16 protein-coding genes are annotated in these 15,141 nt (G+C 65.4%); all 16 read right to left on the bottom strand.

Annotation, left to right across the window (positions count from 1 at the left end; translation table 11 throughout):
- Nucleotides 1–2: 2 nt before the first annotated feature.
- Nucleotides 3–1,073 carry a class I SAM-dependent methyltransferase gene (locus HH302_RS02305; RefSeq protein WP_216661743.1) on the bottom strand — a complete coding sequence of 357 codons (1,071 nt, stop codon included), beginning with the start codon at nt 1,071–1,073 and terminating at the stop codon, nt 3–5.
- A 175-nt stretch (nt 1,074–1,248) separates the two neighbouring features.
- Entirely contained in the window at nt 1,249–1,728 is a 480-nt protein-coding gene (locus HH302_RS02300; RefSeq protein ID WP_172197623.1) for a hypothetical protein, read from the bottom strand.
- Between the two features lie 17 nt (nt 1,729–1,745).
- Nucleotides 1,746–2,174 carry a hypothetical protein gene (locus HH302_RS02295; protein WP_172197620.1) on the bottom strand — a complete coding sequence of 143 codons (429 nt, stop codon included), beginning with the start codon at nt 2,172–2,174 and terminating at the stop codon, nt 1,746–1,748.
- Between the two features lie 24 nt (nt 2,175–2,198).
- Nucleotides 2,199–3,422 carry a beta-ketoacyl-ACP synthase gene (locus HH302_RS02290; RefSeq protein ID WP_172197617.1) on the bottom strand — a complete coding sequence of 408 codons (1,224 nt, stop codon included), beginning with the start codon at nt 3,420–3,422 and terminating at the stop codon, nt 2,199–2,201.
- Complete coding sequence (locus HH302_RS02285) at nt 3,419–4,144, bottom strand: 3-ketoacyl-ACP reductase FabG2 (RefSeq protein ID WP_172197614.1); 726 nt, start codon at nt 4,142–4,144, stop codon at nt 3,419–3,421. Before HH302_RS02285 ends, HH302_RS02290 begins: the two co-directional genes overlap by 4 nt.
- Nucleotides 4,141–4,590, bottom strand: a complete 450-nt coding sequence (locus tag HH302_RS02280) for a hotdog family protein (protein WP_172197611.1) — start codon at nt 4,588–4,590, stop codon at nt 4,141–4,143. Before HH302_RS02280 ends, HH302_RS02285 begins: the two co-directional genes overlap by 4 nt.
- Complete coding sequence (locus HH302_RS02275) at nt 4,587–5,774, bottom strand: beta-ketoacyl-[acyl-carrier-protein] synthase family protein (protein ID WP_172197608.1); 1,188 nt, start codon at nt 5,772–5,774, stop codon at nt 4,587–4,589. The genes HH302_RS02280 and HH302_RS02275 overlap by 4 nt, the downstream gene beginning before the upstream one ends.
- Entirely contained in the window at nt 5,771–6,301 is a 531-nt protein-coding gene (locus tag HH302_RS02270; protein WP_172197605.1) for a DUF3261 domain-containing protein, read from the bottom strand. Before HH302_RS02270 ends, HH302_RS02275 begins: the two co-directional genes overlap by 4 nt.
- Nucleotides 6,298–8,664: an MMPL family transporter gene (locus HH302_RS02265; RefSeq protein WP_172197602.1), complete on the bottom strand. Its 2,367-nt coding sequence runs from the start codon at nt 8,662–8,664 to the stop codon at nt 6,298–6,300. The genes HH302_RS02270 and HH302_RS02265 overlap by 4 nt, the downstream gene beginning before the upstream one ends.
- A complete protein-coding gene (locus HH302_RS02260) occupies nt 8,657–9,262 on the bottom strand; it encodes an outer membrane lipoprotein carrier protein LolA (protein WP_172197599.1) in 606 nt (201 codons plus the stop codon). The genes HH302_RS02265 and HH302_RS02260 overlap by 8 nt, the downstream gene beginning before the upstream one ends.
- A complete protein-coding gene (locus HH302_RS02255) occupies nt 9,259–9,675 on the bottom strand; it encodes a thioesterase family protein (protein ID WP_172197596.1) in 417 nt (138 codons plus the stop codon). The genes HH302_RS02260 and HH302_RS02255 overlap by 4 nt, the downstream gene beginning before the upstream one ends.
- Complete coding sequence (gene hutH / locus HH302_RS02250) at nt 9,668–11,209, bottom strand: histidine ammonia-lyase (RefSeq protein WP_172197593.1); 1,542 nt, start codon at nt 11,207–11,209, stop codon at nt 9,668–9,670. Before hutH ends, HH302_RS02255 begins: the two co-directional genes overlap by 8 nt.
- A complete protein-coding gene (locus HH302_RS02245) occupies nt 11,193–12,185 on the bottom strand; it encodes an acyltransferase (protein WP_172197590.1) in 993 nt (330 codons plus the stop codon). The genes hutH and HH302_RS02245 overlap by 17 nt, the downstream gene beginning before the upstream one ends.
- Entirely contained in the window at nt 12,182–12,922 is a 741-nt protein-coding gene (locus tag HH302_RS02240) for a glycosyltransferase family 2 protein (protein ID WP_172197587.1), read from the bottom strand. The genes HH302_RS02245 and HH302_RS02240 overlap by 4 nt, the downstream gene beginning before the upstream one ends.
- On the bottom strand, nt 12,919–14,598 hold the full coding sequence (locus tag HH302_RS02235) for an AMP-binding protein (RefSeq protein ID WP_172197584.1): 1,680 nt from the start codon (nt 14,596–14,598) through the stop codon (nt 12,919–12,921). Before HH302_RS02235 ends, HH302_RS02240 begins: the two co-directional genes overlap by 4 nt.
- Nucleotides 14,591–15,136: a hypothetical protein gene (locus HH302_RS02230; RefSeq protein WP_172197581.1), complete on the bottom strand. Its 546-nt coding sequence runs from the start codon at nt 15,134–15,136 to the stop codon at nt 14,591–14,593. Before HH302_RS02230 ends, HH302_RS02235 begins: the two co-directional genes overlap by 8 nt.
- Between the last annotated feature and the right edge of the window lie 5 nt (nt 15,137–15,141).

The following is a 15,141-nucleotide window of genomic DNA, read 5'->3' as shown; positions in this document are numbered from 1 at the left end:
AATCAGGCTCGGACAAACGACAGCAGCGAGTGGCAAATTCCAAGTCCGTCACGGACGTCAGCCAGTTGCAGGCCGGCGCGACGCGCACAGTCAATGAAGGCTCGCGATTCGTACATCTTGCTATTGCCGCTTGCAAGCGCAGTGAAATACGGCGACGTATTGATCAGGCAATAGGCCGCAACTTCGTGCTGCTGGCGGTCCCAGAAGGTATCCAGTACGAGGACCCGCCCACCATCGGCCAACGCGGCCGCGGCGCGTGCAAGGATGCTGCTGATCTTCTCTTCGGAGAAGCAACAAAGGAACTGGCTCATCCAGACCACGTCCTGTCCGCCGGGGAAAGCGGCCGTCTCGTCGAGCAGGTCGATTTCGTAAGGGGTGGCGCGATCAAGCACGCCAGCATCGGCAAGCGTCTGACGCGCGACGTTGAGCTGCACAGGTAGATCCAGCATCGTCACGTGAAGCGCGGGATCCTGCTGCAGGCACATGCGGGAAAACTTGCCGGTATTCGCCCCAATATCCATGAGCCGCGCAGGCTGATGGGCAAGGACGTGCGGCAGCACGTCCGGGAATGCAGAGTCGGAATAGTAATGGTCGAAATCGAACCAGCTCTTGCGTGCCGGCTCCGGAAGGATCGAGAGCCCCTCGTAAATCGTGGGCCAGTCGCCAAGTGCGCGCAGCCCGATGGGGCGTTCCTGTTCAAGGCAGGCCTCCAGATCCGCGAGGCCGATGTAGCAGACATCGTGCACAAAATCTGCATTGACGCGGAACAGCGGGTCAGACACGACAAAGTGCCCGGTCTTGGTCAGATACCAGCGGTCTTGGTCTCGCGAGACCACGCCAGCCGACAGCGCCGTTTCCATCAGCACGCCAACCGCATAACGCGACAGGCGGCCAATTGGCACCAGGTCTTCCGTCGTCAAGCCAGCCTTCGCGGCGCCGGCCAGGGCGTCCAGCATGCCGCGCTTCCAGGCGACGCGTACACACTGGAATACGACTGGCGCAAAAGCGATGCGCTGTGCGTCGTACTGCGCATCAAGCGCCGACAACTTGCGGGGGCGGAACAGTTCATTCACGGCGTTCATCATTATTCAGTACAGGTTCATGCCGATCAGGCGTTGTCTGGCATGGTCAGCGCCGCCGGCGACGATCATGCCGCGTCGGTTTCCCGGCCAGGGATCATTGCGGCATCAAGGCGGTCGCCCGTTGCCTCCCGACAGGCGAGCAAGACGGAGTGGGAAGCTGCGATCGTCACTCCGCGCGCGTTCCGACGATGAAGGCGTTGATCGAGCGGGATAGAGCATCGGTCCAGCGCGTATATGCCGGGTGTATTACCGGTCCGGTCGGCTTCGTGACGCCGATCTCGGGAAAAACGTTCGGACGCGAATCGAGCTCAGCGATCTGATAGTCAAGGTTACGGCTGCTGAGATACTCAATGCGGTAGCCCTCTTCCGAGTACGGCAGCCTGACCTCCACCGCATAGCGCCCCTTTTCAAAGCGGAGCACAACGTGGTCCGCTTCCTCGGATTTCAGCATCCATGCTTGGGCTGCGCCGCCCGCGATGATCGCCGCGCGGACCTGAGGTGCGCTCAACTTAACGCGGGTGAGCGTCGCAGTCTTGATCGGCGCCGGATTGACCAAAGGAACAGGCACGGCGCCCGACACACTGCTGGAGAACCCAGCCCCGAGTAGCAGCGCGAACAGACCCACGCGAATCATCGAGAACGACATTCGTCGCAGTTCCGCGATCAGGGCGCAGCGCGCACGTTGCGCAGCGCAGTGCTGGCCGCCTTTGTCAGAGACGACAGCCAACGGTAATAGGCGTTGTCGATCATCCGCGCGCCATCGGCCGTCTCGCTGTACCGCAGGTTATCGCTGGAAACATAGGTAATGCTGTACTGCGTTTCGTCATAGCTGACCGCGACCTCGACGCGATATTTGCCGCGGTGTTCCAGTTCGAGCACAAGACGACCGGGCGCCTCCGACTTGAGCGCCCAGCCGTGCGCCAGACCGCCGGACAAGACGGCATCGCGAACCTGTTGCTTGGTGAGCGCAACCGTCGTGATCGTGGAGATCTTGATCTGGTAGTCATCCTTCAACTCAGTCTGGTAGGCGCCAGCAGCGGTTGCCAGACCGAACAAGAAAACCATGGCGAGCACTTGCATAAAGCGGTACATGAAAGCTCCAGGGCAATACAGGAATCAGACGCGCCGGAAGATCAACGAAGTGTTGATGCCGCCGAAGGCGAAGTTGTTGGACATGACGTAGCCGGTGTCGATCGCGCGGATCCCGTCACGGATGTAGTCGAGGTCGCCGCAGCGCGAATCGATCTCGGTGAGGTTGAGCGTCGGCGAGAACCAGCCTTCGTTCATCATCCGAACCGACATCCAGGCCTCCAGCGCGCCGCAGGCGCCGAGGGTGTGGCCCATGTAGCTCTTGAGCGAACTGAAGGGCACCGCGCGGCCAAAGACCCGTGCCGTCGCTTGCGACTCGGCAATATCACCCTGCTCGGTCGCCGTACCGTGTGCGTTGACGTAACCAATCTCGTCCGGCGACAGGCCAGCGCTCTCCAGCGCCAGCAGCATCGCACGGCCCATGGTTTCGGAACGCGGATTCGTGACATGCGAGCCGTCGCAGTTGGTACCGAAGCCGACGATCTCGGCGTAGATCTTCGCGCCGCGGGCCTTCGCGTGTTCGTACTCTTCCAGCACCAGTGTGCCGGCACCTTCGCCAAGCACCAGGCCATCGCGCTTTGCATCAAAGGGGCGTGGCACGAGCTGCGGGGTGTCATTCGATACACAGGTCGCGAACAGCGTGTCGAACACAGCCGCCTCGGTGGCGCAAAGTTCCTCCGAACCGCCTGCGAGCATCGCCAGCTGGGCGCCGCTGCGGATCGCCTCGAAGGCGTAGCCCACGCCCTGGCTGCCGGAGGTGCACGCGCTGGAAGTCGTGATGACTCGGCCGGTCATGCCGAAGAAGACCGCGATGTTCACCGGCGCGGTGTGCGCCATCATCTTGATGTAGGTGGTGGCGTTGATGCCTTCGACCGTCTTGTTGTTAAGCATGTTGCCGAAGTCGCCCATCGAATTCGGCGTACCGGCGGACGAGCCATACGAAATACCCATGCGGCCGCTCTGCACCAATGGGTCGCCAAGCAGACCCGCGTCACCCAACGCAACTTCGCTGGCACGCACGGCCATCAGCGCATTGCGCCCCATGCTTCGTGTGGTTTTACGGTTGTAGTGGGCCGGCAATTCGAAGGGGGCGGCCGGTGCACCCAGGCGTGTGTTGAGGCCCTCGTACTGAGCCCAGTCGTCCATCACCTGGATTGCATTCTGCGAGCCCTTCAGACGCGCCGACACTGTTTCCCAGTCGTGGCCTAGCGGGCTGATTGCCCCCACGCCGGTAATCACGACGCGCTTCATCCTGCCAATCCTCCGTCCACCACGATCACTTGCCGCGTAATGTAGGCCGCCGCCTCGCTCATCAAAAACGCCACGGTACCGGCGACTTCCGACACCGTGCCGGCGCGGCGCAGCGGGATCATGTCGCGAATCTCGGCTGGTATATCGCTCGTCAAGTCGGTCTCGATCAGCCCCGGCGCAACGCAGTTCACCGTGATACGACGTTTCGCAAGTTCCAGCGACAGCGCCTTGGTCGCGCCGATCAGGCCGGCTTTCGATGCGCTGTAGTTCACCTGCCCGCGGTTGCCGATGACACCTGAGACAGAGGCGAGCGTCACGATCCGACCGCCCTGCCGCAGCTGCACCATCGGCATTACCAACGGATGCAGCACGTTGTAGAAACCATCCAGGTTGGTCCGCAGCACGGCGTCCCAATCGCTATCCGCCATCGCCGGGAAAGCCGTGTCGCGTGTGATGCCCGCATTCAGGACCACGCCCCAGTAGGCGCCGTTGGCACCCACGTCCGCTTCCAACGCAGCGCGCGCGGCGGCACGGTCGGATACGTCGAACTGCAGCACGCGCGCTGCGCGCCCGAGTGATTCGATCTCCGCCGCTACAGCGAGCGCCTCCTCGCGCCTGCTGCGGCAATGCAGCACAACGTCGAATCCATCGCGCGCAAGCTGCAGCGCCACACCACGTCCGATTCCACGACTGGAACCCGTGACAAGAACCGTCCGGTTCATGCTTCAGAACCCTTCAGAAAAACGTTCACATCGTCAGGCTGGAAAGCCGACAGCGTCGCCTCCGCCACCACGGCACCATCGCGCGTGATGCGCGCATCGAACGCCGCCAGCCCGTTGTCACCCTGAAAAACCTGAGAGGCCGCTACCTGCAGCACATCGCCCGGCGCAAACCCCGGCACATGGGCCACATAGCGACGCGCGCCCAACAGCAAACCAATCTTCACCGGCGCACCCGCCTTCTGCGCCCGCACGCCAATGAGCGCCGCGACGGTCTGGGCCATGTACTCGATACCGACCCAAGCACCGACGCTCCCGTCGTGGCAGAAGAGCGGATCGTCGCGAACCGTCAGCTCACACAGGACGGCGTCGCCTTCATGCGAGACGAGTCGATCAACCAGCCGCATGCGCCCACGATGGGGCAGCAGCGATTCGATTGCAGGCATCATGGTTCCGCCCCCAGGATGAGGCTCGCATTGTTGCCGCCGAATGCAAAGGAATTCGACAACACATGACGCGGGCGGCGCCCCAGACGCGTGCCCGCGGTAGCCAGGCAAAGGGCCGGGAGCGCCGGATCCGGCTCGCCATCCCAAAGATGCGGTGGCAACCAACCGTCAACGTTGTCCGGCTGCAGTGCGAGCCAGGCAAGTGCAGCCTCGATCGCACCCGCCGCGCCCAGCGTATGGCCGGTAAGCGGCTTGGTTGAACTGACGGGCACCGACGTTCCCAGCACACGCGCAATCGCCGGTGCTTCCATCGCGTCATTGTGCGGCGTCGCCGTGCCATGCACATTGACGTAGTCGATGTTCTCGGGAGCCAGGCCCGCCCTTCGCAGCGCCTCGCGCATCGAAGCTTCCGCACCGCGCCCTTCCGGGTCTGGCGCCGACATGTGGTGCGCGTCGGCGCTCTCGCCCCAGCCTGTAAGGCTCACCGCAGCCGGCTCACTGGACACCAGGAACAACGCGGCGCCTTCGCCGATATTGATGCCGTGGCGGTTGCGCGAGAACGGGTTACAGCGCTCGGTACTCACCGAATCCAGCGCGGCAAACCCGCTGACGGTGAATGCGCACAGGCTGTCTACCCCGCCGGCGATCACCACATCGGCCAAGCCCGCGCGTAACAGCCGCGCAGCCGAAATCAGCGCACGCGCACTCGACGAACATGCCGTGGAAATCGTGTAGATCGGGCCAGAAGTCCCCAGTGTCTCGGCAAGGCATTGCGCCGGCGACCCGAGTTCCTGCTGCCCATAGTGGTATGCCGGCGGGAATTCGCCCTGCGCCACCCGCTCGCGCATCGCCTGCTCACCCTCGGCAATGCCGGATGTGCTGGTGCCGAGCACCACGGCCACGCGATGCCCTCCGACGCGCGCGATCGCGGCATCGACCTGCGGGCGGATCTGCGCCAGGGCTGCGAGCATCAGCGCGTTGTTGCGGCTGCGCTGACGCAGCGGCAAGTGCGCGACCGACGGCAGCGCCGCCCGTACCTCGCCGACCATCACCTCGCGCCCGGCAAGGTAGCCCTCTCGCATGCGCATGCCCGGCGATTCCCCTGCTTGCAGCGCGGCGGCTACTTCGCTCGGGCTATCGCCCAACGCGCACAGCAGGCCCAGGTGGTTCAGATAGATCGTGCTCATGCTTCTTCAGAATCAATCGTCAGGCGATAGCCAAAGCGGCGGTGCTCAAGCGTTGTCCGCCCCCGCCAGCGAGGCTCGCCGGAATACTCGATATGCAGGATGGTCGCGCCGTTGAGCAGCACGTCGCGGCTATGCGCCCCCTCCTCCACCGACCAGCCAGCTGGCAGGGCCGCCGCGAGCGCCTCGCGCGGCCAGTACGCCAGCTGCAGGTCGCGCAGGATACGCGCTCCCGACACTGCCTCGGGCACCAGCGGACTGCGGTCTTCACGCAGCCCGCCGGCGTCCAGATGCACGGCGATCATCCGACGCCCCATCGCCAGCGCAGCAAGGTCGATGCGCTCCGGATCGATGGCCACCACCGCCTCGAAACTGCGCGATTCGCCCATGGCGACCACGGTGATCTGCTGCGTCAGCGTCAGCGTGCGGCCAAAGGCAGCCGGTGCAACGTAACCCAGCGGCACTTCATTGGGTGACGGCCCGGCGCACGCCGCAAGCAACGTCAGCAAGGCCAGCAGCCAGCGCCTCATGCCCGCTCCTTGCGCGCGAAAGCCGGCGCCAGCAGCCACGATGCGCCTACGCCGACCAGACACACCAAGCCAAAGACCCGCAGCGCCGGGGTGTGCGACAGCGCGAGCAAGCCGAACGACAGCAGGGTACTGAATGCAGACAGTGTGACGGCGAGCCACGGATTCCCATCGTCATTGCGCGGATGCTCGAGCAGGAAGATGCCGTAGTCGATGCCCATGCCGAGCACGATGAACAGCCCCAGCACTGCGAACAGCTGAAATGGCAGGCCAGCGATGCCCAGCGCAGCAGCCGCAAGCAAACTCGCCAGCACAGTCGGCACCACCGCACGCCAGGTTTCGCGGCCGTAGCGACGCCACAGCAGCCAGAAGGAGCCGAGGTAGCCAAGTACGATCACGCCGCTCATCAGCCCGCGGTAACGCGCGATGACGCTCGATATGCGGCCCGGCTTGTCGACCCAGCTCACGCCGGGAATCCCCTCGCCCAGCGTGCGCAGACGATCCAGCGATGCGGCCCCGGTCACGCCGCTCAACAGCACGACCCCTGCGAACTGCGCGCCGATTCGGCCCAGCCATAGGCTGTGGAAGGGCTCGGACACCGGATGCTTGAGCCAGTCGTCGAAAGCCAGCGGTTTGCAGGCCAGTCGATCGGCCATCAGCGCCGGGTCGAAACCGGTGGTCGCCTCGATGCGCTCGCGCCATTGCGGCGCGCGATACACCGTTTGCAGCGCTGCACAATCGGCTGCTTGCCGGGCTTGCGATGGAATGTGTCGGGCGAGCATGTCGTAGCCGCTCAGCGTGCCGTCGGCAACACGAGCGGCCAGGCGCGCTGCCAGCGCCTCCTGCGCCTGCAGCACCGCTTCCGCGCTGCTCGCCTGCACCACGAAGAACTGCGCTGGACTCGGCACGCCGGCGAGTTGCGCAACGTGTGCCTGCTCTGCCAGCAAGGTCGGCGGCGCCGACTGCAGCGCACGCACGTCGTCCTGAACCTTGATCTGCGCGAGTCCGAGTACCAGCACGGTCAAGGTGGCAAGTGCCATCGCAATGCCCATCGGCCCACGCCCAAACGTCGGCCAGATCGCTCGCAGATGCCCCATCCAGGTGCCAACGCTTGTGCCATGCGTGGCGCGCCGCTGAAGATAGGGAAACCACAGGATCACAGTGAGCCACGCGGCAACGAGGCCGGCGCCTGAGAACAGCGCCATTTGGCGCAATCCAGGAAAGGGTGCCAACGCGAGCGCGACATAGGCCAGCACCGTCGTCACCATCGCCAGCCAGAGCCCCGGGTTGAGCTGGTCGCGCCGGCGCTTCGGGTCGAAGGGCTGCTCGCCAATGCCGGCGGCGAGAAAGTGCACACCGTAATCAACGCCGACGCCGATAAGGCTGGCGCCGAACACCAGCGTCAGCACATGCACACGCTCGAAGACCAGCCAGGTGGCGCTCATTGCACAGAGAGTGCCGATGAACAGCGGCAACAGCGATAGCACCAAGGCACCCGGGCGGCGGAAGATCAGGAACACCAGCAGGGTCACGCCGATGGTCGAGCCGAGACCGATCGCGGCGAATTCATTGCGCGCCTCGCTCGCGATCACCGCAGCAATCGGCGCCACACCGGCGATCAGGATCTCGGCATCCGGCGCGGCACCCACGGCGCGCTGCCGGGCCAGGCCGAGGTGTTCCATCAGGCTTTGCTGCGCGTCGAGCGAGAAAGCGCCCTCCTTCAGCGTCAGCAGCACGACGCCCCATTCACGCCCTTCCGCTGACACCCACAGGCGGCCATCAACGGTGCGCACGCGCTGCCCACCGGCCTGATCCATCATCCACTCGCCGAACAAGCCGAGCGGATCTTCGCGCCAGGCCAGACCACCACCGCCCGCGGGCGAGAAGAGTCGCGCCAGCGCATGGTCCGCCTGTTTGTCGGCACCCTGAGCGAGCACGCCCCGACCCGCATCGCTGATCAGGCCGCCGCGATATGGCGCAAGAAAAGCGCGCCATGCGGCGAGGTCTCCACCGCTGACCCGGTGGCGCACCGATGCCGGCACACCGTCGAGCCCGCTCAGCCACGCATCCACGGCCTTGCGCGTGGTCGCTGCGTCGCGCGCGCCAACCATCACCACCACACGCCGTTCGGCCGACGAGGCCATGCGCGCAAAAGCCGCCTCGGCGACCGGGTCACGGTCGTCCTGCGGCAACAACGCCATCACGTCGGAATCCGGCCTTGGCCGCTCTACCTGCCAGAGCCAGCCCAAGTGCGCGCAGGCGGCAAGCACGAGCAGCAGCCACACGCAGGCGAGCGCACGCCAGCCACCTTCCGGCAGCCACGAGACTTCGTCGCGAACGTGGGGGGCGGAGGGTGAATCAGTCAAACTGCGCGGCCTCGGCCTTGCCCAACGCCGCTGCCGGCACGATATCAAGCAGGCGAATACGGGTGCGGTCACCGTTGGCGTCGAGCATGTCCACCGATTCGACGAAGCGTTGCCCCGCGAGATCGATCTTCGACAACACCTGCGCCATCGACGCTTCGCGCGGCGCAAGGCTCAAGGACCAGCGATTGCCGTCGACCTTGCCGGTTACCGTGAAACGCTGTTCGAGCTGAGCGATATCGCCAGAGAGCAGCGCGAACATCACGCCGTTGATCGCGCGCACCGCGGGCTCCTTGTCCGCCGACATGCGCATCGTCACCGTGTCGCCCGCCTTCTGCAGGATCTCCCCCTTGGTGAGCCGCACGCTGCTCGCGAACGGGGCTTCGGTCTGCCACAACACGCCGCGGTCGCGGGCGACGATGAAGCGCCCCCGCGAAGCGACTGGCTTCGGAAAACCACTCAGCTCACGCACCTGTTCAAAGCGGCCGCTCACCACCGGTGGCTGCTGCAACAAGCCACGCACCTTGTCGACCAACGGGTCGGCCGCATGCGCAACGGTGGCCACCAGCGACAGGCTCAACGCACACAACAAGCGAATCACAGGCTCACCCCAAGCTTCTCAAACAGGACCGGCGGCGAGACGAAACACATCTCGCCGTTGGCGATCTCCACCGCCACCTGGATCGTCTCGCCCTTGGTCAAGCGCTCGCCGCTGGCTGCATCACGCACTTCGTAACGGATGCGCAGCCGGTTTTCCCATTCGACGATGCGGGCAGACACGCGCAGGCGCTGCGCAAAACGTGCAGGGCGTGCGTAACGGACCGACATGTCGATCACAGGCCAGGCATAGCCCGAATCACGCATCTGCGGATAGTCGTAGTCCAGGCCCTGCAGCAAGGCATGGCGGGCGCGTTCGAAGTAACGCACATAGTTACCATGCCAGACGACTTCCATCGGGTCGAGGTCGTGGAAAGGCACCTCGATCTCGATCTCGGCCTGCCAGTTGTCACGCATACAGCCCCCAGCGCTGGCTGCGCAGCGCCCCGAGCACGCGATGCAAGTCAGCGTCGAGCGCGCGATCTTCGGCTACGAAAGGAATCAACTGATCAAGGTCGGCAACGAACTCGCCGAGTTCTTCCGTCAGCTCGACGGCCTGCTGCGCGCGCCGCAGCGCGACGCCCTGGCGCACTGCGATCAGATGCCCGGCCGCCACCTGCTCCACCAGTTCCAGCACACGCAACGCATCGCGCGCAGCGATCGTGCCCATGCTGACCTTGTCCTGGTTATGGCACTCGGTCGAGCGCGAGAACACCGAGGCCGGCATCGTCAGCTTCAGCGCTTCGGCAGTCCAGGCCGACAGCGAAATCTGCAGCGCCTTGAGGCCGTGGTTGATCGGCGCGCGCTCGCCGCTGGCACCGGACAGGTTGGACGGTAGCCCATGGTTGAAGCGGGTATCGACCAGCAACGCCATCTGGCGGTCCATCAGGTCGGCGAGGTTCGCGACGAGGTTCTTCAGGCTATCCATCGCAAATGCGACATGGCCGCCGTAGAAGTGGCCGCCGTGCAGCACCTGTTCACCATCCGGATCGATGATCGGGTTGTCGTTTGCGCTGTTGAGTTCGTTTTCCAGCGTCGTGCGCAGGAATGGCAGCGCATCTTCCAGCACCCCGATCACATGCGGCGCACAGCGGATCGAGTAGCGATCCTGCAGGCGCTTCTCGTTGCGCGGCGGGCGATCGGAATGCAGATCGGCGCGCAAGCGTGCCGCCACACCCTGCTGGCCGGCATGCGGCTTCACCGAGAACAGCGTCTCGTCGAAATGGTGGGCGTTTCCGTCGAGTGCAAGGCAGGCCAGCCCGGTCATGCGCGTAGCCAGCCGCGCAAGGTATTCGGCGCGCTCAATCGCGAGGCAAGCCAGGCCTGTCATCACCGCAGTGCCGTTCATGATCGCCAGCCCCTCTTTCGGGCGCAGGCGCAGCGGCGTGATGCCGCGTTCGGCAAAGACATCGGCTGTGTTGCGGATCGAACCTTCGACCCACACCTGGCGCTCGCCACACAGCACCGCAGCAACATACGAGAGCGGCGTCAGATCACCGCTCGCGCCGACGGAGCCTTCGGCGGGAATCAACGGCAGGATGTCCTGCGCCAGCAGGGTTTCGATCTGCCGAAGCAGGCCCCAACTCACGCCCGAAAAGCCCTGAGCCAACGAGGTCAGGCGCGCCACCAGCACTGCACGTGTTTCTTCCGGCGTGAGCCAGCGCCCCAGCCCGCAGCCGTGGTAGGTGAAAAGATGGTGCGGCAACTCCGCGACCAGTGCAGGCGGGATCGTGACGGTGCAGGAATCGCCGTAGCCGGTCGTCACGCCGTAGATCACGCCGTCTTCCGCCAGCAGGCGGTCAAGGAAGGCAGCGCCGCGTTCGATGCGATCACGGAAGGCTGGAGCGGGATCGAGCGCCACGGCAGCGCGCCGCTGACTGGCGGCGACCACGTCGACCGTATGGATGCGGGAGCCACCGACGCGGATGGCGGAATCAGGCTTGCGAGTCATGTGTCACGCGCACGGGGCGCGCCCAGAAATCGAAAAAGTTGAACCACTGCAACGGCGTGCGTCGCGTTTCCGCCTCAAGGCGCGCGGCGAACTCCTGCACCAGCGGCTGCAAGGCCGCTTCGCGGTTGCGCCGCGGCAGCACGATGCGATCGCGGAAGCGCTCGAAACGCACGCGAAAACCCTTGCCCTCGGCGGTCGGCCACATCAGGAACACCGGTACGCCCAGCACCGCTGCCAGCACCCAGGGGCCGATCGGAAATGGCGCGGCCTTGCCGAGAAACGGGGCTTCGAGCACCCCTGCATCCTGCGTCACCGGCACACGATCGCCAGTCATCACGATGAAGTCGCCGTCGGCAACGCGCTCCGCGAGGAACATGGCCATCGCCGGATCCAGTTCGGTCACCTGAATCAGGTTGAGCTGGCTGTCCGGATTGAGTTCGGCCATCAGCCGGTTGAAGCGCGCCGCGTGCCGCGTGTGCACCAGCACATGGATCTTGCGGGCGTCATGGTAGCTCGACGCCAGCGCCCGGCTGGCCTCGAAGTTGCCGAGATGAGCGGTGACAATGAGGCCACCGCGTCGCGCGCGAAACGCCTCGGCACACAATTCGGCCCCCTCGACGATGCAGCGCGCCGGGTCGAGTCCGCCATTCCAGACCATCAGCTTGTCAAGAATGCACTCGGCGAAGGCCACGAAGTGGCGCAGCGATGCCCAGCGCCCGGGCTCGACGCCACTCGCCCGCAAGCGCTCGATGTAGGCCAGCGACGCTTCACGTGCGCTGCGCGCACTCAGCCAATAGACAAAAACCACCGGGTACAGCGCCAGCTGGAACGGCAGGCGCCCCAGCGCGCGATGCAGGCGATAGAGCAGCCGCATGCCGAAGATGAAGCCCACCTCGTCCATCTGCGCCCAATGCCGTGCGCCGCGCGCAGGCGGCTGCCCTGCCCCGGGCGCGGGGCTCGCCTGCGGACGATTCATGCTGCACTCCGGAAGTGCCGCAGCAGCAGGCGCGGCGCCCTCGGCAACATGCCGAAGAACAGGCGCGTGTGCATCCACGAAATCGCCAAGTTGTCCGCCAGCGGGCGGAAGTGCGACACCCCACCTTCCGGATAGCGCACATGGGTTGGCACGTTTCGGATCGGCAGGCCGGCCCAGTCCAGCCTAACCAGAACCTCAACATCGAAGTCCATGCGGCGTCCGATGCGGGTGCGCTGCAACAACGGCACCACCGCATCGAGCGGGTAGACGCGAAATCCGCACATCGAATCGGTGATACGAAACGAGAGCGTGTTGATCCAGACCCATACATGCGTGGCGTAGCGCCCGTAGAGACGCCCTTTCGGCACACTGGCGTCATAGACCGGGCAACCGATGATCGCGTGGTCGGGCGCAGATTCGGCTTCGGCGAGAAAACGCGGCACGTCAGCCGTGTCATGCTGGCCGTCGGCATCGATCTGCAGGGCGTGCGTGTAGCCTGCCGCATGGGCAGCGCAAAGGCCGTCGGACACCGCCGCGCCCTTGCCGCCGTTCTGTTGCCGGCGCAGCACCGTCACTTGAGCGTCAGCCGCCGCCAGAGCGTCTAGCACCGCTGCGCACTCGGCGCGGCTGCCGTCATCCACCATCAAGACGGGCAGGCGCTGCGCGCGCAGGGCCGCCACCACGCCGCCCACCGCATGCTCGTGGTTGTAGACCGGGATCACGGCGCAGCACTTCACCGCGCAGCTCCAAACATCAGGCGGCCACTCGCACAAGGGCGTTCGCCATCGGTGATTCGAAAGGCCACGGCCGCCTTCGCAGGCAAATGCTCAAGTGACAACACCAAGCGGCAACCGGGGCGCACGACGTGCTGGAACTTCAGGGCATCAACACCGCGGAATGGCGCCGCAATGCCGAACATTTCCTGTGCCCAGCGCATCGCCCAATCGAGCTGTACGACACCCGGCAGGATCGGCGTATCGGGGAAATGCCCTTCAAAGGCAGCGAGTGAGGCCGCCACCTCCAACGCGACGACCGCTTGGGTATCGCTCACCGACAGCACCTGCGCTTCCGGCTGCTCGGCCGAGGCGCCGAACAAGGCCACGAGCAGCGCCTGCGGCGTCTTGCCCAGCGCGTTGAGCGGTATCGTTTCGACATGCCGCCAACGCCGCGGCAGCGCCAGCGAGTCGACATCGCCAGCAATCGCAGTGCGCAAGTACCCGTGCAGCCCCGCACGACCAAGCCGAGCAAGCGCGGCATGCCCGGTCTCGCTCAACACGATGACCGCCCCCAAACGCCCCTCCGGCAGCACGCAGCAGCGCGCCTCGGCAATTTCAGGTTGGCCGGTGAGTGCGCGCTCAACCGCGTCGAGCGACACCCTTTTTTCCTCGACCTTCACGATACGGTCGGCGCGACCCAGCAAACGGAAGCCCGCCCCGATTGGCTGCGCACGATCGGCAGTGTCGTACCACGCAGCAGGGTCGGGCATGAAAGGAGAGCGCAGACGCAGTCCAGTCTCCGCGAATTCAAGGTCAACACAGCCGTGCTGGTGCCACACCGCATCAAGCGCCGCATCGGACTGGCTCCGCCACGCGATGCCACCCGTCTCGGAGCTGCCATAGACCTCGATCACGGGCACACCAAGGGTGCCGCGCACCGCGAGCGAAGCGTCCCGCGCCAGCGGCCCGCCCGACGAAAAGACAATGCGCGGCGTTGGTGGCAGCGCATGCAGCGCCAGCGCTTCGGGCCAGCGTCGCAGAAAAGCGGGGCTCGACACCAGCACCGCATCGTGGTCCGTCAATGCGGCGGCGACGGCCTCGGGATACAGCAGTTGCTGGGCGAGCAGCACGCGACTACTGACCACGGGCCACAGCAAACGAAACAGCAGCCCGTAAAGGTGCTGGTGGGAGACTGTGCCCACGATCGTTGCATCGGCTGCCGCCCCACCCCAGGTCGACTCAATGACGGCGAGTTCGGCAGCCAGTTGGCGCAGTCGTTTTTCGATTGCCACCGGCGCGCCGCTGGTGCCCGATGTGAAGACGACCAAGGCTGGCAGTTCGCCATCAAGCGCCGCGAGGGCGAAATCAGCCGGCGCGGGCTCTGCGATCGCGCTCGCTGGGCCGGCCAGCCAGCCGTCGACCTCTCCTTGCAAGCGCTGAAGTGTCGCCGGCAGAAGGTCACCCGGCAGTACGACCGTTTTGCCGGCCGCCCAGGCACCGAATAGGCGCACGGCGGCTTCATCGACGTCGTCGCAGTAAAGCCCCCATCGCGCGCCCGGCATCTCGCCCAGGCGCGCGGCCCACGCGCGTACACGCGCGAGGAACATCCCCCAGGAAACGAGGCTGCCGTGGCTGAGCGCGAACGGCGTCTCAGGCACGCGCGCCTGTAACAGCGCGCTCGAAAGGCGATCAAGCACCGGCAAGCCTCCGCTTGACGCGCTGACGGACCACCCATTCCGCGGCAAACAAAAGCCCCATCGCGACGTAAGACAGGCAACCGTTGTACAAAGCCCAGATCGCGTCCGAAGCCCACAGCGCTGTCGCGAGCGAGATGCTGCCGTTTATCACGAAGAAGCCGCACCAAACCTGCGTCACGCGCCGGACATAGGGCACTGCTGCGTCCGGAAGATCCGGCTCTTGCAGGCGCGCGAAACGCTCGATGACGGTTGGCGGATGCAGCAGGCTCCAGCCGAACACCGCAAGCAAGCCAAGGTTGATCGCCAAGGGGTAGAAGCGCAGCGGCAGTGCGTCATTGGAAAGCAACGCATAGCCGGCGATCAGCGTTGCCGCACCGACCCACGTCCACGCCATACGATCGCGCGGACCGACGACGAGGCGTGTCAGGGCCGCGACCAGCAGCGCAGCCGCCAGCCAGCGAGGCGACACCCAGCGCTGGCCAAACGCAAGCGCGAGCGGATACAGGATCGCGAAGAGCGCGAGCACGCCGTTGGGCATCGTGC

Source organism: Niveibacterium sp. COAC-50, assembly GCF_013184235.1.
GTDB lineage: Bacteria > Pseudomonadota > Gammaproteobacteria > Burkholderiales > Rhodocyclaceae > Niveibacterium > Niveibacterium microcysteis.
Note: the sequence above shows the minus strand (reverse complement) of the source record. Positions and strands in the feature narration are given on the sequence as shown.